The organism is Nocardioides speluncae, assembly GCF_003121585.1.
GTDB lineage: Bacteria > Actinomycetota > Actinomycetes > Propionibacteriales > Nocardioidaceae > Nocardioides > Nocardioides speluncae.
In genome coordinates, this window is sequence record NZ_QEOO01000016.1 from 265,141 (window position 1) to 286,048 (window position 20,908).

At 70.7% G+C, this 20,908-nt stretch carries 21 protein-coding genes; 6 read left to right on the forward strand and 15 right to left on the reverse strand.

Going from position 1 to position 20,908, the window contains the following annotated elements; all coding sequences use genetic code 11:
- Nucleotides 1-91 precede the first annotated feature (91 nt).
- The 4 genes from DDV73_RS08715 to thpR all read right to left on the reverse strand — a co-directional run bounded on the left by DDV73_RS08715 (nt 92) and on the right by thpR (nt 3,632).
- Nucleotides 92-1,468: an NAD(P)(+) transhydrogenase (Re/Si-specific) subunit beta gene (locus tag DDV73_RS08715; protein ID WP_109506853.1), complete on the reverse strand. Its 1,377-nt coding sequence runs from the start codon at nt 1,466-1,468 to the stop codon at nt 92-94.
- Entirely contained in the window at nt 1,468-1,806 is a 339-nt protein-coding gene (locus DDV73_RS08720) for an NAD(P) transhydrogenase subunit alpha part 2 (protein WP_109506854.1), read from the reverse strand. The genes DDV73_RS08715 and DDV73_RS08720 overlap by 1 nt, the downstream gene beginning before the upstream one ends.
- The gene (locus DDV73_RS08725; RefSeq protein WP_109506855.1) at nt 1,803-2,960 is read right to left on the reverse strand and encodes an NAD(P) transhydrogenase subunit alpha; all 1,158 of its coding nucleotides are present in this window, start codon (nt 2,958-2,960) and stop codon (nt 1,803-1,805) included. Before DDV73_RS08725 ends, DDV73_RS08720 begins: the two co-directional genes overlap by 4 nt.
- Before the next feature lie 90 nt (nt 2,961-3,050).
- A complete protein-coding gene (gene thpR / locus DDV73_RS08730; RefSeq protein ID WP_109506856.1) occupies nt 3,051-3,632 on the reverse strand; it encodes an RNA 2',3'-cyclic phosphodiesterase in 582 nt (193 codons plus the stop codon).
- 73 nt (nt 3,633-3,705) lie between these two features.
- Between thpR and DDV73_RS08735 the strand changes: the two genes are divergently transcribed.
- Complete coding sequence (locus DDV73_RS08735; RefSeq protein ID WP_109506857.1) at nt 3,706-5,253, forward strand: FAD-binding oxidoreductase; 1,548 nt, start codon at nt 3,706-3,708, stop codon at nt 5,251-5,253.
- Here the strand turns inward: DDV73_RS08735 and DDV73_RS08740 are convergent.
- Complete coding sequence (locus tag DDV73_RS08740; RefSeq protein WP_154402674.1) at nt 5,247-8,048, reverse strand: DUF6351 family protein; 2,802 nt, start codon at nt 8,046-8,048, stop codon at nt 5,247-5,249. The two genes, DDV73_RS08735 and DDV73_RS08740, sit on opposite strands and share 7 nt — an antisense overlap.
- Nucleotides 8,049-8,154: 106 nt before the next feature.
- Between DDV73_RS08740 and DDV73_RS08745 the strand changes: the two genes are divergently transcribed.
- Nucleotides 8,155-9,318, forward strand: a complete 1,164-nt coding sequence (locus DDV73_RS08745) for a PucR family transcriptional regulator (RefSeq protein WP_109506859.1) — start codon at nt 8,155-8,157, stop codon at nt 9,316-9,318.
- Here the strand turns inward: DDV73_RS08745 and DDV73_RS08750 are convergent.
- The gene (locus tag DDV73_RS08750) at nt 9,307-9,705 is read right to left on the reverse strand and encodes a winged helix-turn-helix transcriptional regulator (RefSeq protein ID WP_109506860.1); all 399 of its coding nucleotides are present in this window, start codon (nt 9,703-9,705) and stop codon (nt 9,307-9,309) included. The genes DDV73_RS08745 and DDV73_RS08750 overlap by 12 nt on opposite strands.
- Before the next feature lie 100 nt (nt 9,706-9,805).
- Here DDV73_RS08750 and DDV73_RS08755 point away from each other — a divergent pair, with 100 nt between their 5' ends.
- The gene (locus DDV73_RS08755) at nt 9,806-10,702 is read left to right on the forward strand and encodes an NADP-dependent oxidoreductase (RefSeq protein ID WP_109506861.1); all 897 of its coding nucleotides are present in this window, start codon (nt 9,806-9,808) and stop codon (nt 10,700-10,702) included.
- An 86-nt stretch (nt 10,703-10,788) separates the two neighbouring features.
- Here DDV73_RS08755 and DDV73_RS08760 read toward each other — a convergent pair whose 3' ends face one another.
- Both DDV73_RS08760 and DDV73_RS08765 read right to left on the reverse strand, forming a co-directional pair.
- Nucleotides 10,789-11,502, reverse strand: coding sequence for a LuxR C-terminal-related transcriptional regulator (locus DDV73_RS08760; protein ID WP_109506862.1), 714 nt, complete (start codon nt 11,500-11,502; stop codon nt 10,789-10,791).
- 122 nt (nt 11,503-11,624) lie between these two features.
- Entirely contained in the window at nt 11,625-12,869 is a 1,245-nt protein-coding gene (locus DDV73_RS08765; protein ID WP_109506863.1) for an amidohydrolase family protein, read from the reverse strand.
- Between the two features lie 63 nt (nt 12,870-12,932).
- Here DDV73_RS08765 and DDV73_RS08770 point away from each other — a divergent pair, with 63 nt between their 5' ends.
- The gene (locus DDV73_RS08770; protein WP_109506864.1) at nt 12,933-13,433 is read left to right on the forward strand and encodes a MarR family winged helix-turn-helix transcriptional regulator; all 501 of its coding nucleotides are present in this window, start codon (nt 12,933-12,935) and stop codon (nt 13,431-13,433) included.
- Between the two features lie 3 nt (nt 13,434-13,436).
- On the opposite strand, the gene DDV73_RS08775 is transcribed toward DDV73_RS08770, so the two are convergent.
- Nucleotides 13,437-15,623: an MMPL family transporter gene (locus DDV73_RS08775; RefSeq protein WP_109506865.1), complete on the reverse strand. Its 2,187-nt coding sequence runs from the start codon at nt 15,621-15,623 to the stop codon at nt 13,437-13,439.
- A 125-nt stretch (nt 15,624-15,748) separates the two neighbouring features.
- Here DDV73_RS08775 and DDV73_RS08780 point away from each other — a divergent pair, with 125 nt between their 5' ends.
- Entirely contained in the window at nt 15,749-16,489 is a 741-nt protein-coding gene (locus tag DDV73_RS08780) for a TetR/AcrR family transcriptional regulator (protein WP_109506866.1), read from the forward strand.
- Here the strand turns inward: DDV73_RS08780 and DDV73_RS08785 are convergent.
- The 4 genes from DDV73_RS08785 to DDV73_RS08795 are packed head-to-tail and all read right to left on the reverse strand — an operon-like array spanning nt 16,486 to nt 19,053.
- Nucleotides 16,486-17,214 (reverse strand): hypothetical protein, encoded by a 729-nt coding sequence (locus tag DDV73_RS08785; RefSeq protein ID WP_154402675.1) that lies wholly within the window; start codon nt 17,212-17,214, stop codon nt 16,486-16,488. The genes DDV73_RS08780 and DDV73_RS08785 overlap by 4 nt on opposite strands.
- A 36-nt stretch (nt 17,215-17,250) precedes the next feature.
- Entirely contained in the window at nt 17,251-17,937 is a 687-nt protein-coding gene (locus DDV73_RS28660; protein ID WP_206050775.1) for an NAD-dependent deacylase, read from the reverse strand.
- 9 nt (nt 17,938-17,946) lie between these two features.
- On the reverse strand, nt 17,947-18,435 hold the full coding sequence (locus DDV73_RS28665) for an OsmC family protein (RefSeq protein WP_206050776.1): 489 nt from the start codon (nt 18,433-18,435) through the stop codon (nt 17,947-17,949).
- Nucleotides 18,436-18,450: 15 nt separating this feature from the next.
- Nucleotides 18,451-19,053, reverse strand: coding sequence for a carboxymuconolactone decarboxylase family protein (locus DDV73_RS08795; RefSeq protein ID WP_109506868.1), 603 nt, complete (start codon nt 19,051-19,053; stop codon nt 18,451-18,453).
- Nucleotides 19,054-19,191: 138 nt separating this feature from the next.
- Between DDV73_RS08795 and DDV73_RS29105 the strand changes: the two genes are divergently transcribed.
- A complete protein-coding gene (locus tag DDV73_RS29105) occupies nt 19,192-20,307 on the forward strand; it encodes an alpha/beta fold hydrolase (RefSeq protein WP_109506869.1) in 1,116 nt (371 codons plus the stop codon).
- Here DDV73_RS29105 and DDV73_RS08805 read toward each other — a convergent pair.
- The gene (locus DDV73_RS08805; RefSeq protein WP_109506870.1) at nt 20,288-20,614 is read right to left on the reverse strand and encodes a type II toxin-antitoxin system RelE/ParE family toxin; all 327 of its coding nucleotides are present in this window, start codon (nt 20,612-20,614) and stop codon (nt 20,288-20,290) included. The two genes, DDV73_RS29105 and DDV73_RS08805, sit on opposite strands and share 20 nt — an antisense overlap.
- Complete coding sequence (locus DDV73_RS08810; protein WP_109506871.1) at nt 20,611-20,853, reverse strand: addiction module protein; 243 nt, start codon at nt 20,851-20,853, stop codon at nt 20,611-20,613. Before DDV73_RS08810 ends, DDV73_RS08805 begins: the two co-directional genes overlap by 4 nt.
- Nucleotides 20,854-20,908: the final 55 nt, after the last annotated feature.

A 20,908-nucleotide genomic window follows, 5' to 3' on the forward strand; every position in this document is an offset into this window, starting at 1 on the left:
CACTTTCAGTCGGCGACGCCCCGAAGTCAAGACCTTTGAGCCGCTGGACTCGACGACACTCGCTGGCGCTCGCTGCTCGGCCACCCGAGGATCAGAGCGACTTGACTGCGGCGAGCAGCTTGCCGAGCGAGTCCTTGGCGTCGCCGAAGAGCAGCGTGGTCTTGGGGTCGAAGAGCAGCTCGTTCTCGATGCCGGCGAAGCCCGGGCGCATGGACCGCTTCATGAACACGATCTGCTGCGCCTCGTCGGCGTTGAGGATCGGCATGCCGTAGATCGGGGCGCCGGGGCTGGTCTTCGCGGCCGGGTTGACCACGTCGTTGGCACCGACCACGAGGACCACGTCGGTGTGCTTGAAGTCGCCGTTGATCTCGTCCATCTCGATCAGCTGCTCATAGGGCACCTGCGCCTCGGCCAGCAGCACGTTCATGTGGCCGGGCATCCGGCCGGCGACCGGGTGGATCGCGTAGTCGACCTTGGCGCCACGATCGATGAGTACGTCGACCAGCTCGCGCAGCGTGTGCTGCGCCTGGGCGACCGCGAGGCCGTAGCCGGGAACGATGATCACCCGGTCGGCGTACCCGAGCAGGATCGCGACGTCCTCCGGGCCGGCGCTCTTGACCGGCCGGTCCGACGCCTCGCCGGCGCCGAGCGTGGAGCCGCCCTTCAGCGCGCCGAACAGGATGTTGGCGACCGAGCGGCCCATCGCGCTGGCCATCAGCAGGGTGAGGAAGGTACCGGAGGCACCGACCAGGGTGCCGGCCACCAGCAGCACGGTGTTGGCCAGCACGTAGCCGCCCGCGGCCACGGTCAGACCGGTGAACGCGTTGAGCAGCGAGATCACGATCGGCACGTCGGCGCCGCCGACCGGCAGCACCAGCAGCAGGCCGAGCCCGAGGCCGAGCAGCGCGAGTACGACGCCGACCAGGACCGTCGGGTCGTTGACCAGCAGCACCGACAGCACCAGGGACGCGATCAGGCCACCACCGAACGCGATCGGCAGGCCGGGGAAGACGATCGGCCGACCGGTGATCAGCTCCTGCAGCTTCGCGAAGGTCACCATCGAGCCGGAGAACGACACCGAACCGACCACAATCGTGAACGCCGTCGCGGCCAGGTCGAACCACGGCGTACTCGACCCCATGTGCTCGAGCTCGAGCAGCGCGACCAGCGCCGCCGCGCCGCCGCCGACGCCGTTGAACAGCGCCACCATCTGCGGCATCTGGGTCATCTGCACCTTCTGGGCGCCGAGGACGCCACCGACGGTGCCGATCGCGATCGCGACCAGGATCAGCGGGATGTGCTTGAGGTCGTCACGCAGGTAGATGAAGGGGACGACGCAGGCGACGACCGCAGCGATCGCGCCGAGGATGTTGCCGGAGCGGGCGGTCTTGGGACCGGACAGGCCCTTCAGCGCGAGGATGAAGCAGACCGCGCAGGCCAAATAGACGAGTTGCACCCAGGTAGGCATCAGGCGGCCTTCCCTTCAGCCGAGCCCTCGCCGGTCGAGCCTGTCGAGACCTTCTTCGGCTTCTTGCGGGTGAACATCTGCAGCATCCGGTCGGTCACCACGAAGCCGCCGACCATGTTGACCGTGGCCAGCACGATCGCGATCAGGCCGACCACGAGGGCGAGGTTGCTGTCGGTGGTCCCGGTGACCAGGATCGCGCCGAGCAGGATGATCCCGTGGATCGCGTTGGCGCCGGACATCAGCGGCGTGTGCAGCGTGGACGACACCTTCGAGATCACCTCGATCCCGACGAAGACGCTGAGCACGAAGATCGTCAGCCAGACGATGGACTCGTTCACGACGTGGCCTCCTCTTTCTCACCCTCGACCGCAGCCCTGGTGGGTTCGTGCTTGATCTCGCCTTCGTGGGTCACGCAGGACGACGACACGATCTCGTCCTCGAAGTCCGGGGCGAAGGTGCCGGGCTCGGCGCCCTCGCCGGTCGCGGTCATCAAGGTGACGATGTTGACGATGTTCTGGGCGTAGAGCTTGGACGCCGGGCCGGGCATCTGCGACGGCACGTTGGAGCCGCCCCACACCTGAGCGTCGCCGATCCGGACCACCTCGCCGGCGACCGAGCCCTCGACGTTGCCGCCGGACTCGGCGGCCAGGTCGATCACCACCGAGCCGGGCTTCATCTTCTCGACCATCGCGGCGGTCACCAGCAGCGGAGCGGTCCGCCCGGGTACGGCGGCGGTGGTGATCAGCGCGTCAGCGTTGGCGATGTACGGCGCCAGCGCCTCCATCTGGCGGGCGGCACGGTCCTCGCTCATCTCGCGGGCGTAGCCGCCCGCGCCCTCGAGCGTCTCCAGCTGGAGGTCGATCGACTTGGCGCCCATCGACCGGATCTCCTCGGCGGCCGCCGCGCGCACGTCGTACGCCGACACCACGGCACCGAGCCGCTTGGCGGTCGCGATCGCCTGCAGTCCGGCGACGCCGGCACCGAGCACCACGACCTCGGCGGGCGGGACGGTGCCGGCGGCGGTCATGTTCAGGGGGAAGAAGCGGCGCAGCATCCCGGCCGCGACGATCGCGCAGCGGTAGCCGGCCACCAGCGCCTGCGAGGAGAGCGCATCCATCGACTGCGCCCGCGAGATCCGCGGCACCAGCTCCATGGCGTACGACGTCACGCCGACGTCGCGCAGGTCGGAGACGATCTCGGGCACCTGGGCGCCCGGCAGGAAGGACACCGTCGCGGCGCCCTTCTGCAGCCGGCGCACCGACTCCCGGGGCAGCGGCTGCACGGACACGACGACATCGGCCACCTCGAGGGCGCCACCGTCGATCGTGGCACCGGCGGCGACGTACTCGTCGTCGGCGATCAGGGCACCGTCACCGGCACCCGGCTCCACGACCACGTCGTACCCGAGCCCGGTCAGCTTCCCGACCAGCTCCGGCACCATCGCGACGCGCGCCTCGCCCTCGCGGGTTTCCTTGGCTACAGCGATCTTCACCCGCCCGAACCTAGGGCACAGCACCGACCACGGCCAGGCGTCTCACCGAATATGGCCGTGATCCACCCCACGCATTTCGCGGCCTTTGGGCTACTCGCCGACCGCGACCTTGCCGAGCCGGAACGTCTCCACGACCTCGTAGCGGGGTCGCTTCCGCGGCCCTTCGCCGAGGTACGACGCGACCAGGGCGAACTCGTCGACGGTCCACGTCGGTCCGCCGTAGCCGTCCAGCAGCCGCACCCAGTTGGTGACCTCGCCCGGGCGGCCGAGGCGGGCCAGGGTGAGGTGGGCGCGGAACCGGCCACCCTCGACGTCGGTGCCGGCCTTCGAGGCGGCGGCGCGGGTGCCGGTGGCGAGCCGGCCGAGCTCGGTGTGGCCGGCCTCGTCGAGCTCCACGCCGGCGTACAGGACCTTGGCGCGGGCGGCGTTCGGGAAGGCGCCGCCGCGGGTGATCCGAGCGGGGAACGGGGTACGGCGGGCGCCGGCGCGGCCGAGCCGCTCGACCAGCTCGTCGAGGTGCCGGTCGGCGACATCGGGTAGGAAGGCCAGCGTCACGTGGAAGTGCTCCGCCGGGGTCCAGCGGAACTCCCCCGCCCCGCGGCGTACCGCCAGGAACGCATCCAGATCCGCCACGACCTCCTCGGGCGGCACAACTGCGACAAACATCCTCATGATTTGCAGACGGTATCCCGCGTGACGTCCGTCATGCCCGCCGTTTTTCGTGGCTGCGTGGCAGGATCGGGACATGTCCGGATTCTCGGTATCCAGACGTGACCTGCTGCTTGCGGGCGGTCTGGGCGGACTAGCGGCGATGACCGGCTGCTCGGACGAGCCCGCCGGTGATGCCGACGCCAGCATGTTCGCGACCCTCAAGCAAGCGGCGCCGCCGTGGGGCCAGCTCCGCCGCAACGTCGACGGCACTCTGAGCCTGCCGGGGAGTACGCCGTACGACCGGGCCCGGCTGCTGGAGAACCCGCGCTATGACTGGGCCAGGCCGCACGCCGTACTCCGGGTCGCGAACGCCACCGACGTCGCCACCGCGTTCAAGTTCGCGCAGGACCACGACCTGCGGGTGGCGCTGCGCTCCGGCGGCCACAGCTATCCCGGCTGGTCAGCGGGCGGTGGCGGGAACACCGGGCCGAAGGCCCTGGTGCTCGACTGCCGCGGCCTGAGCCGGGTCGCCGTCGACGGCACCCGCGCGACCATCGGCGCCGGCGCCTCTCTCGCCAAGGTGTACGACGCCCTCGGCGCCCGCGGCCGGGCGATCGCCGGCGGGTCGTGCGCGACGGTCGGCATCGCGGGGCTGACCCTCGGCGGCGGGGTCGGCGTACTCAGCCGCTCGATGGGACTGACCTGCGACCAGGTCGTGGCGATGCGGGTGGTCACCGCGGACGGCAAGATCCGCACCGTCGACGCCCGCCACGACCCGAGCCTGTTCTGGGCGCTGCGCGGGGGCGGCGGCGGTCATCTCGGCATGGTCACGGCGTTCACGTTCGCCACCCAGCGTGCTCCGGAGATGTCGAGCTTCTACCTGCGCTGGCGGTTCTCCGCGGCGGCCGACCTGATCGACGCCTGGCAGGACTGGGCGCCGGTCGCCGACACCCGGCTCTGGTCGACGCTCAAGCTGCTCGGCGGTCGCGGCCGGCCGGAGCCGGTCCTGCAGGTCTCAGGCACCTGGACCGGGCCGGCGTCCGGGCTCGACGCCCAGCTCGCCGGCCTGCTGCGGCACGTCCCGGCGCCGATCACCAGGACGGTCCAGCGGCAGAGCTACCGCGCGCTGATGGCCCGGTACGCCGGCTGCGCGGACATCCCGGCGTCCCAGTGCCACTCCGGACCGGGCGGCAAGATTGTCCGCGAGAGCTTCGGCGCCACCTCCCACATCGGCCACAAGGCGCTCGACCGGGACGGCGCCGCCGACCTGATCGCGCAGGTGCGGCGCGCCCAGACCAACGGCCTGCTCGTCGGCGGCGCCTCGCTCGACGCGCTGGGCGGCCGGGTGCGCGACCTCGACGACGACGCCACCGCCTTCGGGCACCGCCGGGCGCTGATGACGGTGCAGTACTACGGCAGCTGGGACGGTCGGTCCGGCTCAGCGGGCGTCGCCGACCGCTACGTCCGCAGCGTCCGGGAGGCGATGAAGCCGCACTGGGGCCTGCACGCCTACGTCAACTACGCCGACCCGACCATCAAGAGCTACAAGACCGCCTACTTCCGCGGCAACGCCGCCCGGCTGGCCACCGTCCGCAAGAAGTACGACCCGCACGACTTCTTCCGCCAGCCACAGGGCTACTGAAGCGCCCGCCGCCCGCGTCGGACCGTCATCGCGCCGACCACCAGCATGGCGAGCGCGAGCCCGACGATGGTGGCGATGCGGGGTGCCCCGGCGGCCGGGAGTACGCCGTTCGCGGACGCGTCCGCGCCGGCTTCGGCCGACCCGGCGGCCGCTCCCACGACGGGCTGGCCCTGCTGACTGGCGTTGCCCGCCTGGACGACGCCCGGCCCAGGCTGCTCCGGCGGACCGGACTGCTGGCCAGGTGATCCGGGCTGCTCAGGCTGGACGGAGCTGCCGCTCGTCGAGCTGGTCCGGGTGGGACAGGAGCCGAGGTCGCCGCGCTTGCCGGTCCGCTGCCAGCCGTCGAAGGCCGGACTGTTCCAGCCGCCGGCGGAGTCCGCGGGCGCCGTACCGAGGGGCTGACCGCCGGTCAGCACCTTGCCGTGGCAGTCCTGGTAGGTCAGCCAGGGCACGGTGCCGCCCTTGCCGACGCCGGGCTTGCTGAAGTCGCACACGCCGCTGGGGAAGGCGGCCTTGAGGCGGTTCCACTGCGCGTCGCTCAGGCCGAGGACGCCGTAGTCGGCGTTGCGGTTCAACGGCTTGAGCTGGCACTTGTGGTCATCGGAGGTGGTGTTCTGGCCGGCAACCCCACGGGGCGTGTCGAAGTCGGTTCGAACCACCTTGCCGACGACACCGGCACCGCAGACGACCTCGAGCACCGGGTCCACGATCAGCCGGAGCGCGGGGTCGAGCACCGGGTTGAGGCCCTTGTTCACCGCGTCCAGGATCGGGTTCAGCGCCGGACCCAGCAGCTGCCGGATCAGTGGTGACAGGAGCGGGATGTTCAGCCCGTCGGGGCTGGTGAGCGCCTGGACCTGGCTGCACCGGTCGCGCAGGTCGCCGGGGCGGTCCTGGACGATCTTGTCGGCCACCGGTACGTCGCGCTTGTCCGCCTCGACCGCGGCCAGCCAGCGGTCCATCGCCAGCAGACCCTCGGTGAAGTAACTCGGGTCGCCGATGATCGGGAACTGACCGAACCAGACCACGTGGTTGTCGTGGTGTCCCTGGGTCCGGTCCAGCCGCTCGCGCATCGACCAGGCCCAGCGGGCGTCGTGCGCCAGGCCCGGGTCGGGCCCGCCGTGGTCGATGATCGCCACGTTCTCCAGGTTGTTCGCGCTGTTGTGCCAGCCGTCGCGGTAGCTGTTCTCCAGGGCGGGCCGGTCGGCGACGGTGCGCTTGGCCTGCGGCCGGGCGTCGATGTCGAGCCCGCCGATGGTGGCGTTCAGGTCGACGAACTGCTCGGGCGTGATGACGCCGGACTCGAGCGCCTCCAGCCCGTACTGCACGCCCACGTTGTCGACCGGTACGCCGACGAAGCCCTTGCCGAGCTTGCGTTCGTTGGCCGACCAGACCGCCGGCTTGCGTCGTCCGAACTGGTTGACCTGTCCCTCGAAGATGTTGCAACGCACGCCGCCCGGGTTGGTGTCCGGGTGGTAGCGCTGCTGGTCGCTGATGCCCGGGCAGGCGGTGGTGGGCTGGAAGGCGCCCTTGAAGAGTCCTTCGTCGGCCACGATCGCGTTCAGTGGCAGCAGGTGTCCCTCGACCGCGGCCCATTGCAGCGGGGTCCAGCCCTTCGCGAGCGGCTCGAACCGCTCGAAGTACTTGCGCAGCAGGTGGTAGTCGAAGAACTGCGCGCCCGGCGAGGCAGTGTCGGGATAGGAGCAGCTGACGACCAGGCCCTGGTAGATCCCGGGATAGGCGTTGGCGACCGCCTGCTGGGTGATCGAGCCGCCGGAGCAGCCGCTGCCGATCGTGTAGCGGATCTCGCCGTACGTCTCGACCAGGTGCTCCTTGACCATCATCATCGACTCGGCCTGGACCGAGATGTTGCAGTTGTGCCCGTTGTTGTTCAGGGCGGTCGACACGACCGCGAAGCCGCGAGCCAGCATGGCGGGCGCCTCATCGGTGACCGGCAGGTCGATCGGCAGTACGTCGCCGACCAGCGGCAGCTGGATGCCCTCGTGGACGCTCGGCGCCCCACCGGCGCCGTACGAGATGCCGCAGCCGCCGCCGTGGGTCATCAGCACCTTGTGGTTCCACTGCTTCTGCGGCGCCCAGGGCTTCCACTTCTGGCCGGGCCGGTAGAGCGTCGCGATCTTGTACTGGTCACGATCCTGGTAGCCGGTCTCCACCCGGATGATGAACGGCACCGTCACGCCCTGGTCGGTGGTCGTGGTGGCCACGTCCGCGGGCGGGTTGGCCGGGTCGTACGGCTTGAAGCCGGCCGATGCCACCGGGACCGCGGACTTGTAGAAGTACTCGTACGTCGCGGGCTGGTTGCACTGCTTGTCGACGGCCGTCGGCTGACACTTCCACGGCATCAGCTGCGGCCCGGAGAACACCGGTCCACCGTTGCGGTGGTTGGTGACGGTCACCTTGTCGCTGAAGCCGCCGCCCTTCGCCCGGAGCAGGCTGGCCCCGGGAGCGAGGTTCTTCACCAGTCCCAGGAACCTGCCGTCGCGTCGTACGGCGAACGACCTGGTGACGTCACGCCCGGCCACCGTCACCTTGACCTTCGCCGGGTTGAGGCCACGGGGAAGAGCCACCTCGACCAGCGCGTCCCCGCCCGAAATCAGGTCCGCCCGGCTCGACAGCACCTTGACCGCGAACCCGCCCCTCTCCTGCGGGCTCGCCTGCGCGGACTGCTGCGCCGTCCAACCGGTGGCAACCAGGGTCGCCGCTACGAACAGGCTGGTGGCCAGCGCCACCGGACGTCGTACCCGAGATACAGCGAACCTCATCAGTTGCTCACTCATCCTTCTCCGCGGTTGCCCCACACCCGGAGTCAGTCTGTCGACCCGGTCAGGTGTCCACTACGTTGGACACGCGCAGGATGTCCGACCTCGTTTGTAGGCTCCCTACATGACGGTCGAGTTCACGGGCGGCCCGTGGCGGCGGCTGGATCCGGCACTGGCCGAGCTCCTCAAGGCCGATCTCGCCGAGCACGCGACCGCCGTGGGCAAGCAGATCGAAGCGCTCCAGCGTGACCCGGACCGGCTCAACCCGATCGACGTCTACGAGATCGTCGCGATCGGCATCGAGCAGTTCATCGCCGAGCTGGGCCATCCCGAGGTGGTCAGCGACCGAGAGCCGTTCCGGGCCCACGGACGTGCCCACTACGACATCGGCCGCAGCCTCCCGGACATGCTCCGGGACTACCACCTCTCCGGCCTGGCGACGTGGCGCAGCTTCACCGCTCGACTGGACCGGGAGGCGGCCTCACCGCAGGCGCTGACCGGGCTCGCCGAGGCCCTCTTCGCGTTCGTCGCCGAGATCTCCGGCGCTGCCGCGGACGGGTACGGCGAAGCTCGGTCGGCGGCCGCCCGGGCATCCGAGGCGCGCCGGCGCCGCCTGCTCGACGTACTCCTGGCCGAGCCGCCGTCGTCCCAGTCCGCGCTGGACCAGGCGGCCCGGGAGGCCGACTGGAAGCTGCCCAGCCGGATCGCGGTCGCCGTGGCGCCGCGCGAGATCCGGGAGCGGCTCGAGCGGCTGCCACTCACCGTGCTGGTCGCCGAGCGCGACCAGCAGGTCTGCCTGGTGTTTCCCGCCGACCGGCTCAAGGCGTCGGCGATGAGTCGCTTCGCGCAGCTGGTCGGCGACCAGCCGGCGGGCATCGGGCCGGTCGTACCGCTGAGCCAGGCGCCGCTGAGTCTCCGACGGGCCCGGTCGGCGCTGGCGCTTGCGGAGACCGAGACCGGCCCGGTCCGAGTGGTCCGGTCCGACGACCGCGCGACCGACCTGCTGCTGACCCTCGACCCGGAGCTGGCCCGCGAGCTGAGCGACCGCGTCCTCGCACCGCTCGACGAGCTGCCACCCGACACCCGGGACCGGCTCACCGAGACCCTCACGGCCTGGCTCGCCGAGCCCGACCGCCCGCTCGCCATCGGCCGGCGGCTGCACGTCCACGTGCAGACGGTCCGCTACCGGGCGCGGCAGCTCCGCGAGCTGTTCGGCGATCGCATGGACGACCCGGACGGGCGCTTCGAGCTCACCGTGGCCCTGCGCATCCGGCGCCTACTGTCGTGAGTCGTACTCCTCGCGCGCGACCTCGATGTCGTCGATGTGCGCCTCGGCCCAGTCCTTGACGTGCTGCATCACGCCCTGCAGCGAGCGGCCGAGGTCGGTCAGCGCGTAGTCGACGGTCACCGGCACGGTCGGGGTCACGGTCCGGGTGACCATGCCGTCGCGCTCCATGTTGCGGAGGGTCTGGGTGAGCATCTTCTGGCTGACGCCGGCGATCTCGCGGGCCAGCTCTGAGTAGCGCCTGTCCCCGCGCGCCAAAGCGGCCAGCACCAGCGTCACCCACTTGTCGGACAGGCGGTCCAGGAGCCGGCGGCTCGGGCAGGCCGCCAGGAACGCGTCGTACTCGCGTTTGGCCTGGTCACGCCGCTGGGCGGCGGTCATGGTGGGCATCTCGACCTCACTTACGCACTTCTGGGTGCCTACTTCCTAATGGAGAGTTGCTTCCCCATGATCGTGCAGGTAAGCCATTCAACGCAAGAGGAGAGACACCATGCGTGCCATCGTCATTCGTACCCCCGGCGGTCCCGAGGCCTTGGAGCTGGTCGACCTGCCGACCCCTGAGCCCGGTCCCGGCGAGGTCCGGATCGCCGTCGCCGCTGCAGCCGTGAACCCGGTCGACATCTCGGTCCGCGACGGGATCTTCCACCAGCTCGGCTTCATCACCCAGCCCGAGCACGTCGGTCTCGGCTGGGACGTCGCCGGCACCATCGCCGCGGTCGGCGCGGACGTCCCGTTCCGGGTCGGCGACCGGGTCGCCGCGATGGTCGGGGGCGTGGACCGCTCGTTCGGGCCGTACGCCGAGGAGCTGGTGCTGCCGGCCACCGAGGTCGCGTCGCTGCCCGACGGACTGGATCTGGTCGAGGCGGCGACCGTGCCACTCAACACTCTTACCGCGACCCAGGCCCTCGACCTGCTGGGCGACGCGGAGGGTCGGACCCTCCTGGTCACCGGCGCGGCCGGCGCGGTCGGCGGGTACGCCGTACAGCTGGCCGCCGAGCGCGGCTGGCAGGTCACCGGGCTGGCCCGGCCGAGCGACGAGGCGTTCGTGCGCGAGCGCGGCGCGGCGTTCGCGAGCGAGATCGACGGCAGCTTCGACGCGGTCCTCGACCCGGCCAGCCTGGTCGAGCCGGCCATCGCCGCCGTGCGGGACGGCGGCGTCTACATCGGAGTGCTGCCGGCGATGAAGCCGACCACCGACCGTGACGTGACCATCGACGCGGTCCAGGTTCAGGTGGACGCGGCGACGCTCGCCGGGCTGCTGGCGCGGACCGCGGCCGGCGAGCTGCCCGCTCGGGTGCACTCCACGCTGCCGCTCGACCAGGCCGCCGACGCACACCGACTGCTCAGCAAGGGCGGCGTCCGCGGCCGGATCGTGCTGGTCCCGTAGGGCACACGACGGGATAGTCCAGGCCGTTTGACATCAAATCCGGGCCGAAAGTGATGTCAAACGTTCTGGACTATCGCGAAATGCGGTCAGACGAGGTCGGCGCGGGCGGCGGCGACGGCGAGCTCGAAGCGGCTGCGGGCACCGAGGCGTTCGGAGAGGTCGGAGACCATCCGGCGCACGGTGCGCACCGACAGCCCAAGCTCCCGCGCCGCCGACTCGTCCTTGCCGCCGGCGGCGAGCAGCTTCAGCAGCTCCAGCTGGACGGGGGCCAGCTCCTTGCCGGCCGGGCGGCGGCGGCCGAGCGACGGCAGCTCCGCGGCGGTCTTCCAGTGCATCTCGAACAGGCCGACCAGCGCGGTCAACAGGCTGCCACCGGTCACCACATGGGCAGCACGTGTCGGGTCCGCCGGGTCGACGGCAAGCAGCGCGGTCGAGCGGTCGTAGATCGTGAGCGGCACCGGCAGGCTCGGCGTGGTCCGGATCAACGCACCCTCGGCGACCAGCCAGCGCACGTAGGCCGAGGTACGCCGGTCCTCCAGCGAGTCGGTGGGGCACACCGTCCGCAGCCGTACGCCGCGCCCGAGCGCGGCCTGGTCGCGACCCCGACCGGCCGGCAGGGCGCCGGTCGAGGTGCTGAGCAGGTCCAGCCGCTCGCGGGTGGTCCGGGCATCGGCCCGCTCCCGGAACCGGCGTACGGCGTCGGCCCCCTCGAGCCGGGTGACGCCGCCGACGTCGCTGTCGGCACCACGAAGCAGCCGCAACTGCGGCGGCGCCTCGCTGACTCGCTGACTCTCCGGCATGGGGACCCCTCTCCGATCTAGCCACCGTAGGCAGCGAGCACGCGGGGGCACAGGGCCCGAGGTCCCCAAACGGCTGGGCCCTGACCAGGGCCCCTGGCCCCTAAGCCCGGGCGCGGAGCGGGTCAGGCGGCGAGGCGACCGAGCGATGCCGAGAGCGCCTCCGCGGCGGCGTCCAGCGGAGTGCTGACCAGGCGGCCGTCGCGCTTGACCGGCGTACCGGCGACCAGGACGGTCTCCACGTTGCCGGGCTGGGCCGAGGCGACGACGGTGGTGACGGGGTCATGGAGGCCGCCGGCCAGGTTGACGTCGCTGCTGCGGAGCAGGACCAGGTCGGCCTGGTTACCCACGGCAAGCGACCCGACCTCGGCCAGGCCCAGAGCACGGGCGCCGCCGACCGTCGCCAGCTGCAGGACCTCTGCGGCGGTGAAGACGTCGTGTCCCAGAGCGAGGGTCTGCTGCATGACGGTGAACATGTCGCCGGCCGCGCAGGCGACGGTGTCGATGCCCAGGCCGATGCCGACGCCGGCCGCCTTGAGGCGGGGAGCGATCGGGTCTCCGATCCGCAGCCGCGCCTCGACCACCGGCGTGACCGAGACCGAGGCGCCGGAGTCGGCGATCAGCTTCAGCTCGGACTCGGGCAGGTTGTTGCCGTGGACATAGAGTGCGTCCGGCCGGAGCAGCCCGGCGTCGCGGAGGAGAGCGATCGGCGTCGGCGCGTTCTCGCTGCTGTCGAGGTGGGTGACCACGGGCAGGCCGAGCTCCGCGGCCAGCGCCCAGTCGGCGTCGACGACCTCGAACGGCGCGTACGCGGGGCCGAGCGAGGCGACCGCGACGGTGACCCGGTCGGTGGCCGAGCCGAGGACGTGCCGTACGGCGGCCGGGTCGACCGCGCCGCCCGCGAGCGGCGAGGGGCCGATGCCGAAGACCGCCCGGATGCCGCTCTGGTCGAGTGCGGCGAGGCCCGCTTCGGCGTGCTCCGCCGAGCCGTTGACGTGGGAGTAGTCCTGCACCGTCGTGACGCCGCCGTCGAGGCACTCCAGCGCACCGACGAGGTTGCTGGCGGCGACATCCTCCGGCCGGTACCGGCCGGCGTAGGGCCCGATCACCCGCTGGAAGTAGTAGCCGAGATGGCCGCCAACGCCGAGCCCCCGCAGCGCGGTCTGCCAGAGGTGGCGGTGGGTATCGACGAACCCCGGCAGCACGATCCGCCCACGCGCGTCGATCACCTCGGCGCCCTCGGCAGCCAGCCCGGGGCCGACCGCGGCGATCCGGCCGTCCTCGATCAGTACGTCGGTGTCGTGCCGCACCGTCACCTCCGGCGCGGTGTCGATGACCAGCCCGCCCTGCACCAGTGTCTTCGTTGCCATGAGAACCCCCTCAGTAGAAAGCTTTATGAAAAGCTATCACTAAAGGCACCTAGACTGTCAACCATGACGGACAGCAGGGGCGATCAGGGCGACCGGGTGGCAGAGCTCATCGCGGTCTGGCAGCGCGAGCTGCCCGAGGTGCTGCACCCGACCAGCGAGCTGAGCAAGCGGCTGATGGTGCTCGCCGACGCGCTTCACCAAGCCGGCCGGCCGGTGCTGCGGGAGCTCGGGCTGACGTCGGCCGAGTTCGACGTGATCGTCGCGCTGCGCCGGGCCGGAGCGCCGTACCGCCAGAAGCCGTCGGACCTCAGCCGGAGCCTCTTCCTCTCCTCCGGCGGCACCACCAACGTCGTCAACCAGCTGGTACGGCGCGGCCTCGTGGCGCGCGAGCCGGATCCGGACGACGGCCGCGGCATCCAGATCCTGCTCACCAACGAGGGCGTAGCGGCCGCCGAGGAGGCCGTGACCGCAAGCTCGGCCGCGCATCACAAGGTGTGGGACGGCGTCCCCGACGAGACCGTCGAGCGGGCCACCGCCGCACTCCGGGCGCTGCTGCGCGGGTAACGCTCAGGGCGTCCCGGCAAGCGAGGTGTCACGGACGGGACCCTCGGCGGCCGGCTCCTCGCGGAAGCCGTAACGCTCCCACCAGCGGCGCAGCGGGCCGGGCGCCCACCAGTTCCAGTTGCCGAGCAGCTTCATCGTCGCCGGCACCAGGATCGCCCGGATGATGGTGGCGTCGATCAGGATCGCGAGTGCCATGCCGATGCCGATCATCTTCATGAACACGATCCCGCTGAGCCCGAACGCCCCGATCACGACGATCAGCAGCAGCGCCGCGCTGGTGATGATCCGGCCGGTCTTGCGGACGCCGGCCACCACTGCCGCCTCGTTGTCGCCCGTCCGGTCCCACTCCTCGCGGACCCGCGACAGCAGGAACACCTCGTAGTCCATCGACAGCCCGAACAGGATCGCCAGCATCAGGATCGGGTTGGTCGCGTCGAGATACCCGGTGCTCGTGAAGCCCAGCAGGTCCTCGAAGTGCCCGTCGGCGAAGATCCAGGTCACCACCCCGAAGGACGCGGTGATCGACAGCGCGTTCATCAGGATCGCCTTGATCGGCAGCACCACCGAGCCGAACGCCACGAACAGAAGCACCAGCATCACCACGATCACGATCACGCCCATGATCGGCAGGTGGTCGGCCACCGAGGCCAGCAGGTCGACGGTGTCCGCAGAGAGGCCACCCACCAGCACCTCGGCGCCCGGCGGCGCGTCGATCGCACGTAGGTCGCGAACCGTCTGCTGCGACTGCTCGGTCTGGCTGTTGCCCTCCCAGATCGCCCGCAGCAGGACGGTGTCGCCCGACTGGTCCACGGGCTGAACCGCGGTGATGCCGTCGACGGCCTCGGCCTCTTGGGTGTACGCCGCCACCTCGGCCTGGTCGGCACCGCGCAGCAGGATGCTGGCGTTGGAGGTCTCGGCGCCGAACTCGCTGGCCAGCTTCTCGGTGGCTACGTGGGCCGGCGCGTCGGCCGGCAGCACCCGGTGGTCGACGCTTCCCCAGGTCGCGCCGAGGAACGGCGACCCCACGGCCAGCAGCGCCACCACGATCACCGCGACATAGACCAGCGGACGCCGCATGACCGCTCGTGCGATCCGCGCCCAGCCGGCGCCCTGGTCGGCGTCCACGGCGCGGCGCCGGTTCAAGCTCTGCCAGATTCTGGGGAAGATCCGGCCGGCGTCGATCCGGCGGCCGAGAAGGGCGAGCGTGGCGGGGAGCAGGGTCAGCGCGGCGATCATCGCGACCATGACGGCCGCGATGCCGCCGTACCCCATCGACCGCAGGAACGCCTGCGGGAACACCAGCAGCGACGCCATCGCGCCGGCGACGGTCAGACCGGAGAACAACACAGTGCGCCCGGCCGTGGCCATGGTGACGGTGAGCGCGCGGCGCACACCGTCCTTGTCGTCCGGCACGTGGGCAAGCTCCTCGCGGAAGCGGCTGACCACGAACAGCGCATAGTCGACCGCCAGGCCCATCCCGATCAGCGTGATGATGTTCATCGAGAAGATCGACACCTCGGTGAACTCGCTGATCACGCGTACGACGGCCATCGAGCCGGCCACCGAGACGAGCGCGACGAGGACCGGCATGCCCGCGGCGACCGCACTGCCGAAGATGATGAGCGACAGCACGGCCACGATCGGCAGTGAGATCGTCTCGGCGCGGGCCAGATCCTCCGACGCGAGCTCGTTGACGTCGTGGTAGTTGGCCCAGGGGCCTGCAAGGTCGGTGGTGAGCTCGTCCGACTCCAGCTTCGGCGCGACCTCGTCGTAGGACTTGCTGAAGTCGTCCTGGCTGTCACCCTCGAGCGAGATCAGCACCTGGATCGCATGCTGGTCCTTGCTGAGCATCGACGGGTCGCGGGCGTCGTACCAGCTCACCACCGAGGTCACCTCGGACTTCGGGATGCTGGCCAGCGTCTGCTCGACCTCGGCCTGAAACTCCGGGTCGGTGGCGACCAGCTCGTCGTCGGAGTAGATCGCGACCACGTCGATCGACTTGTTGCCGAACGCCTCACGCTCCAGCACCAGCTCACGCGCCGACTCGGTGTCCGGGTCGTCGAAGCCGCCGTCGGACAGGGCGCCGAAGACGCCGGCGCCGTAGCCTGCCGCGAGAGCGGTGAGCACGACCCCCACGGCCAGCACCCACCACGGCCTGCGGGCCACGATCCCGCCCCATCGCTCGATCATCGAAGTTCCCCTCCGGTCTAGGATTGGTAAACGCCGTTAACTGTAAACGGTGTTAACTCGGGCCGTCATCCGACCGTGGGAGGAGTTTCGTGAGCGAGGATCCTGCGACTCCGGTAGGACGCCGCATGCGTCATCGGGAGGCGACGTACGCCGAGATCGTGCGGGTCTCCCGTGAGCTGCTGGCCTCCGGATCGGAGCTCTCGTTGCGTGCGGTGGCCGCCGGGATGGGCGTGACCGCGCCCGCGCTGTACCGGTACGTCAGCAACTACCAGGAGCTGGTCGACCTGGTCGCGTTCGAGATCGACAAGGCGGTCACCGACACCTACCGCGAGGCCACCGAGCGGTTCCCCGACGACGACCCGGCCGCGAAGCTGGTCGTCGCGTGCGTGCTGTTCCGGAACTGGGGGCTGCAGCACCGCAGCGAGTTCGGTCTGGTCTTCGCCAACCCGGTCGCTGCGACGTCGTACAGCCGGCGCGAGCTGATGACCCAGTGGTGCTCGGGGCTGTTCATGAACGGGCTACTGGTTCAGGCCTGGCGCAAGTACGACTTCGGGTACCCGACGCCCGAGGAGCTCGGCCCCGAGCTGGTGGCGATCCTGAGCGACCCGCTCATGCCGATCGACCCCGCCGACATCCCGGAGGGCGAGCCCGGCCTGCTCTGGCTGTTCAACAGCGGCTGGGCGGCGCTGTACGGCGTGGTGACGCTGGAGGTCTTCGGCCACCTCGACCCGCGGGTGGTCGAGAGCGGCGCCATGTTCGTGCAGACGATCCGGGAGTGGATCCGGCGGCTGATGCCCGACGAGTACGACCGCCTCGACGCGCTGGTCGTCGCCGAGCTCCGACAGGCACGGTCAGCGCAGCCCTAGACCGGCAGGGCGTCCGGCGAGAGGCCCGGGATCACGACCAGCTTGTCCTTTCCGGGCTTCCGGATCGGCTCGAACGCGTCGTAGTCGAACTTCAGGACATTGCTGTCGGAGTCGACGATCTGGGCGATCAGGTGCGGGACCTTGGTCGACACGTAGACGAACTCGCCCGGGCTGCGCAGCTGCAAGGTCTCGCCGATCGCGAAGTGATCGAACTCGCCGACCTCGAGGTCGTCGTCGAGATCCTTCTCGATCCGATCGAGAACCTGCCGACGGTCGCAGTACTCGACATCGTCCTCGCTCGCGCGGCCCGCTCGGATCCACTTGCCGCGGGCCTTGTCGACGATCGCGTCCGCCGTCTCGCCGTCGCCGACCTGCGCACGGAGCGCCTTGGCTGACATCCGGATGTACGCCTTGCCGTCGACGACCTTCAGCTCCATCGGGCCGGTGTCGACCCTGACCCGCAGATGGCAGTTGCCTTCCCGGTCCATCCGCGTCCACAGCTGGAACTCGGTGCCCTCTTCCCGGAACCGGCCGTGCCAGGTCACGTGCGGCTCGGCGCGCATGTCCTTCAGCATCATTGCCTTGATCTCGCCGGCAGGAAGATGGGCCATCGTCGCCGGCCAGCCGAGCGTGGCCGGTCGCGGGTCGGACTGGCAGCCGGTCGTGGCGAGTAGCGCGAGCAGCACGATGCCCGCGCAGGCGCGGCCACCCCCCGTTGCGTTCATCGTCCGATGATCGCCGATCCGCCGCGTGGGCGCTGGCTAACCCAGAACCTCGTCCACCCAGGCCGGGACCAGCTCGCCGGCCCGTCCGAGGCGGGACTCGAGGAACAGGTCGGAGACGTCGCTGGTGAGCAGGTTCAGCTCGAGCGTGCGGGCGCCGTACATCCTCGCGACCTGGACGAACCCGGCCGCCGGGTAGACCGCGCCGGAGGTGCCGACCGAGACGAACAGGTCCGCCTTGGCCAGCACCACCTCGATCTCCGGCAGGTGGTAGGGCACCTCGCCGAACCAGACCACGTCCGGCCTCAGCTCGGGCACCCCGCAGTTAGGGCACGGCGGCAGGTCGGCGAGCGGGCCGGTCCACCGCACCCGCGCCTCGCAGAACCGGCACAGCGCGGAGTTGAGCTCGCCGTGCATGTGCAGCACCCGCGTCGACCCGGCTCGCTCGTGCAGGTCGTCGATGTTCTGGGTGACGATCGTCAGGTCCTCGCCGATCGCATCCTCGAGGCGGGCGAGGGCGACGTGGGCGGGGTTCGGCTCCACGTTGACGAGGGCGGCCCGGCGCTCGTCGTAGAAGCGGTGTACGACGTCCGGCTGGGTGGCGTACGCCTCCGGTGTGGCGACGTCCTCGACCCGGTGTCCCTCCCACAGGCCGTCGGCGTCGCGAAACGTCGGGACCCCGCTCTCCGCGGAGATCCCGGCGCCGGTCAGCACCGCAATCCTCATATTTGGAGATTAGATGACTCCGAAGTCGACGGTCACGCCGACCGGCCGGGTCAGCGCGAGCAGCACCGGACAGCGCGCCAGCCAGGCCTCCTGAAGGCGGGTGACCGCTTCCGGGTCCGACGGCGTGTCGAGGTCGATGGTCAGCGCGACGTCGGTGAGGTCGGGCACCGCGCCCGGGGCGCCGACGAGTCCGGCGATGTCGGCCCGGCAGCTCGCCATGGCCGACAGCTTCCCGATCTCGATCCCGAACTCGGGCGCCAGCGTGTCGGCGACGAATGCGACCGCGCACCCGGCCAGCGCACCCAGCAGGTACGCCGTCGGGCTGGGCGAGCCGCCGGTCCCGCCGAGCGGCGGTGGGAGGTCGGAGTCCCATTCGAACGGCCCGGACGAGAGGTGCGCTCCGGTCGGGGTCAGCGCGGCGGTCACCGACGGCGAGGTGACCGTGGAGGCCGGGTCGGCGGCGTACTTGTCCAGGACGGTGGTGGGTGAGGTGGTCATTGTCGTTCCTTCTCTCTATCTCTCGTGGCTCAGGCGGTGGTGGAGCTGCTCGCGGACGACCGGGTGAACCGAGGCGACCAGGTTGTCGTCGGGCGGCAGCCCGAGTGCGTCGTTCACCGACGCGAAGGCTCGCCGCAGCGCGGCGAACGTCGTCAGGGCCAGGATCTGCGCGTCGGACAGGCCCAGCCGGCGCAGCGGCGCGACGTTCTCGGCGACGGTGGCGTTCGGGTCGGCGGTGACCCGGCGGGCCCAGTCGGCGAGCAGCCGGTCGCGCTCGGGCAGCCGGTCGACGTCGCCCCGGAGCACGTCCCGGGCCACCTGCTCGCCAGCTTTCTCGGCGAGCCGGTCGCCCCACACCAGCGCGCAGTAGCTGTCGCCGAGCGACATCGCCATCGCGGTGATCACCACGGCCCGGTCGCGGGTGTCCAGGCCGGCCAGCCGCGCCGCCTCGTTGCCGGCGTCCAGCACCTGCCTGTACAGCGCCGGTGCGTGCGCCCACAGCCTGCTGATGTTGGTCACGTAGCCGCGGTCGGCGAGGTGCTCGGCGTACAGCTGCTGGCCTGCTTCGGTGTCTGGCGCGAGGCCAAGGAACCCGGGCCCGTAGTCGGTTGTCTTCACCCGGACGACGCTAGGAGCGGGCGGGCGTCTCGGGCATCGGTGCAGCCGCGCAGCCTGGCACCGCCGTACCGCCGCCGGCTACGCGCAGCCACCCAGTCAGGTACTGGCCCCGCGCCCGTTCCCGGGTGAAGATGGAGCATGCCCGGACGGTCTGCCCTGCCGCACCCGGTGACCGACCCCGGGCCTCGCCAGGAGCTCCGGTTCTGCACCGCGCCCGACGGGGTCAGGATCGCGTACGCCGTACACGGCGAGGGCCCGCCGCTGGTGATCTCGACGTGCTGGCTGAGCCATCTCCAGCACGACTGGGAGAGCCCGGTGTGGCGGCACTTCCTGGAGTTCCTCGGCTCGATCGCCACCGTGGTCCGCTTCGACGAGCGGGGCTTCGGGCTGTCCGAGCGCGAGATCGAGGACTTCTCGCTCGAGGCCCGGATCGGCGACCTCGAGGCAGTGGTGGAGGCCGCGGGCTTCGACCGGTTCTCGCTGATGGCGATGGCCCAGGGCGGAGCGGTGGCGATCAGCTACGCGCACCGGCATCCCGAGCGGGTCGAGCGGCTGGTCTTCTACGGCAGCTCGGCCGTGACGATGCCGGACCCGACGCCGGACGAGCTCGACCAGGCGCAGGTGTTCGACGACATGGTCCGGGTCGGCTGGGCCCGGCCCGACTCCACCTTCCGCCGGGTCTTCACCACGCTGATGATTCCCGACGGCGGCGAGCGGGAGATGCGCTGGCTCGACGAGCTGCAGCGGCTCGCGGTCACCCCCGAGACCCTGGTCCGGGCGCGCGTCGGCCGGCGGGACGTCGACGTACGGCCCCTGCTCAAGGACCTCTCGGTGCCGGCGCTGATCATGCACTCCCGGCACGACCGGATGCACCCCTTCGCCAAGTCGGTGGAGCTCGCCTCGGCGATGCCGGACGCCCGGTTCACGCCGCTCGAGTGCGACAACCACATCGTCCTCGAGGACGACGCGGCCTGGCAGATCTTCGTCAGCGAGATGCTCGCCTTCCTACCGCGGCCGGAGCCCGAAGCGGCTGCCGCGTCCACCCTCGGCATCGCCTCGCTGAGCCCCCGGGAGCGCGACGTACTCGTCCTCGCGGCCGAGGGTCTGGACAACGACGGCATCGCCGAGGCCCTGACCCTGAGCGTGCGCACCGTCGAGCGGCACCTCCAGAACGCCTACCTGAAGCTCGAGGTCCGCGGGAAGTCCGCCCGCGCCGCCGCCGTCGCGCGCTACCTCAACGCGTCCCGACGCTGACGCGATCCCGCCAGTAGCCAGGACGCCGCTTCGTGTGCGCAGTGGCCACGACGGTGAGGAGGTCGCCGTCGATGAAGTAGATGATCCGATACGGAAAGTCCCGGACGCCTTTCGACCGCACCACCGGCTCGCGGTCCCACCCTGGCCACACCGGCCACGACTTCGGCGCGTCGATGGCTGCATCGATCGCCTCACGCACTGCTAGCTCGAAACGCGCGCCGACTCCGAACTCACGCTCGTCGTACCAGTCGACGTCAGCGACGAACTCGGCCCGGGCTTCCGGATGAAAGTCGAAGCCGGAACTCATGCTTCGCGCGCGGCCCGTCGCTCAGCCAGCTCGGCAAAGACCTGCTCGCCCGGAATCGTCTGGACCTCGCCATTGAGAAGGTCGTCGACACGAGAAGCGACCTCGTCGGACCATGCTTCGTCGACCGACTCCTGGTCAGCGACCTCGACCGAGTCAAGCAGTCGGAGGGCGACGTCCTTGCGCACAGAAGGAGGCAGGGCCAGGCCCGCCTCGTAGAACTCCGATGCGTTCAGCGTCATGCCGGTCAGTGTACGCCGACCACGACGACCGGCATGCGTCGCGAAAGCTGCTAGG

Bases quoted from the DNA above. Each gene is read 5' to 3' on its own strand.
- DDV73_RS08775 (WP_109506865.1), bottom strand. From the start codon at position 15,623: ATGATCGAGCGATGGGGCGGGATCGTGGCCCGCAGGCCGTGGTGGGTG.
- DDV73_RS29105 (WP_109506869.1), top strand. From the start codon at position 19,192: ATGCCCGGACGGTCTGCCCTGCCGCACCCGGTGACCGACCCCGGGCCT.
- DDV73_RS28665 (WP_206050776.1), bottom strand. From the start codon at position 18,435: ATGACCACCTCACCCACCACCGTCCTGGACAAGTACGCCGCCGACCCG.
- thpR (WP_109506856.1), bottom strand. From the start codon at position 3,632: ATGAGGATGTTTGTCGCAGTTGTGCCGCCCGAGGAGGTCGTGGCGGAT.
- DDV73_RS08770 (WP_109506864.1), top strand. From the start codon at position 12,933: ATGACGGACAGCAGGGGCGATCAGGGCGACCGGGTGGCAGAGCTCATC.
- DDV73_RS08810 (WP_109506871.1), bottom strand. From the start codon at position 20,853: ATGACGCTGAACGCATCGGAGTTCTACGAGGCGGGCCTGGCCCTGCCT.
- DDV73_RS08805 (WP_109506870.1), bottom strand. From the start codon at position 20,614: ATGAGTTCCGGCTTCGACTTTCATCCGGAAGCCCGGGCCGAGTTCGTC.
- DDV73_RS08780 (WP_109506866.1), top strand. From the start codon at position 15,749: ATGCGTCATCGGGAGGCGACGTACGCCGAGATCGTGCGGGTCTCCCGT.
- DDV73_RS28660 (WP_206050775.1), bottom strand. From the start codon at position 17,937: ATGAGGATTGCGGTGCTGACCGGCGCCGGGATCTCCGCGGAGAGCGGG.
- DDV73_RS08785 (WP_154402675.1), bottom strand. From the start codon at position 17,214: ATGAACGCAACGGGGGGTGGCCGCGCCTGCGCGGGCATCGTGCTGCTC.
- DDV73_RS08750 (WP_109506860.1), bottom strand. From the start codon at position 9,705: ATGCCCACCATGACCGCCGCCCAGCGGCGTGACCAGGCCAAACGCGAG.
- DDV73_RS08745 (WP_109506859.1), top strand. From the start codon at position 8,155: ATGACGGTCGAGTTCACGGGCGGCCCGTGGCGGCGGCTGGATCCGGCA.
- DDV73_RS08715 (WP_109506853.1), bottom strand. From the start codon at position 1,468: ATGCCTACCTGGGTGCAACTCGTCTATTTGGCCTGCGCGGTCTGCTTC.
- DDV73_RS08740 (WP_154402674.1), bottom strand. From the start codon at position 8,048: ATGAGTGAGCAACTGATGAGGTTCGCTGTATCTCGGGTACGACGTCCG.
- DDV73_RS08735 (WP_109506857.1), top strand. From the start codon at position 3,706: ATGTCCGGATTCTCGGTATCCAGACGTGACCTGCTGCTTGCGGGCGGT.
- DDV73_RS08765 (WP_109506863.1), bottom strand. From the start codon at position 12,869: ATGGCAACGAAGACACTGGTGCAGGGCGGGCTGGTCATCGACACCGCG.
- DDV73_RS08755 (WP_109506861.1), top strand. From the start codon at position 9,806: ATGCGTGCCATCGTCATTCGTACCCCCGGCGGTCCCGAGGCCTTGGAG.
- DDV73_RS08760 (WP_109506862.1), bottom strand. From the start codon at position 11,502: ATGCCGGAGAGTCAGCGAGTCAGCGAGGCGCCGCCGCAGTTGCGGCTG.